This is a genomic window from Clostridium puniceum (assembly GCF_002006345.1).
Lineage (GTDB): Bacteria > Bacillota > Clostridia > Clostridiales > Clostridiaceae > Clostridium > Clostridium puniceum.
In genome coordinates, this window is record NZ_LZZM01000150.1 from 1 (window position 1) to 651 (window position 651).

Sequence of the window (651 nt, forward strand, 5' to 3'; positions counted from 1 at the left end):
AAATTCACCTAAAAGAAAGAGTATTAACAAACCTTGTAATAGACAATATAAAAGAAATAGCCGCAGAAGAAGTAAAAATTAAATATGATAATACTAAGTTAAAATTCTTAGGGGTGAATGAAATTGATGGAATAAAGTTAGTTAAACCGGTCTACAAAGATGGCGAATTAAGATTTATTCTTGCAAATAAAGGTACTGCCAATATAACTAATGCTAAAAAAGTATTGCTAACATTAAAGTTTCAAGGGATAGCTTCTGGAGATGCTTTAGTTGATATAACTAAAGGTAAAGTTTCTGACGGTATAACTATGGAAAAAGACTTAACAGATGCAGAATGTGGTCAAGCCATTATAAAAATAGATAATACTGTATTAAAGGATGTAAATAACACAGGTGAATTTACTCTTTTGGATTTAGCCATTGATGCTAGACATTTAGGGGAAGATCCAACAACGCTTACCCAATATAACACTGATCAAGTAATCAATGGGAAAATAGATGATGATGATTTAATAAAGATTAGCGAGTATATGCTTGCTAATCCAAATTAAAAACTTAGTTAATATATAACATTATAAGTAGAAATATAAAAGTATCAAGGCACTTGCAGAAATGTAAGTGTCTTTTGTTGTGCAAAAATAAAATGAAACT

The 651-nt window shown here is 29.2% G+C and carries 1 protein-coding gene; it reads left to right on the forward strand.

The window, feature by feature from the left end:
• On the forward strand, positions 1-551 hold a 551-nt coding region (locus CLPUN_RS27650), incomplete at its 5' end, for a cohesin domain-containing protein (protein ID WP_242954116.1).
• Positions 552-651 lie beyond the last annotated feature (100 nt).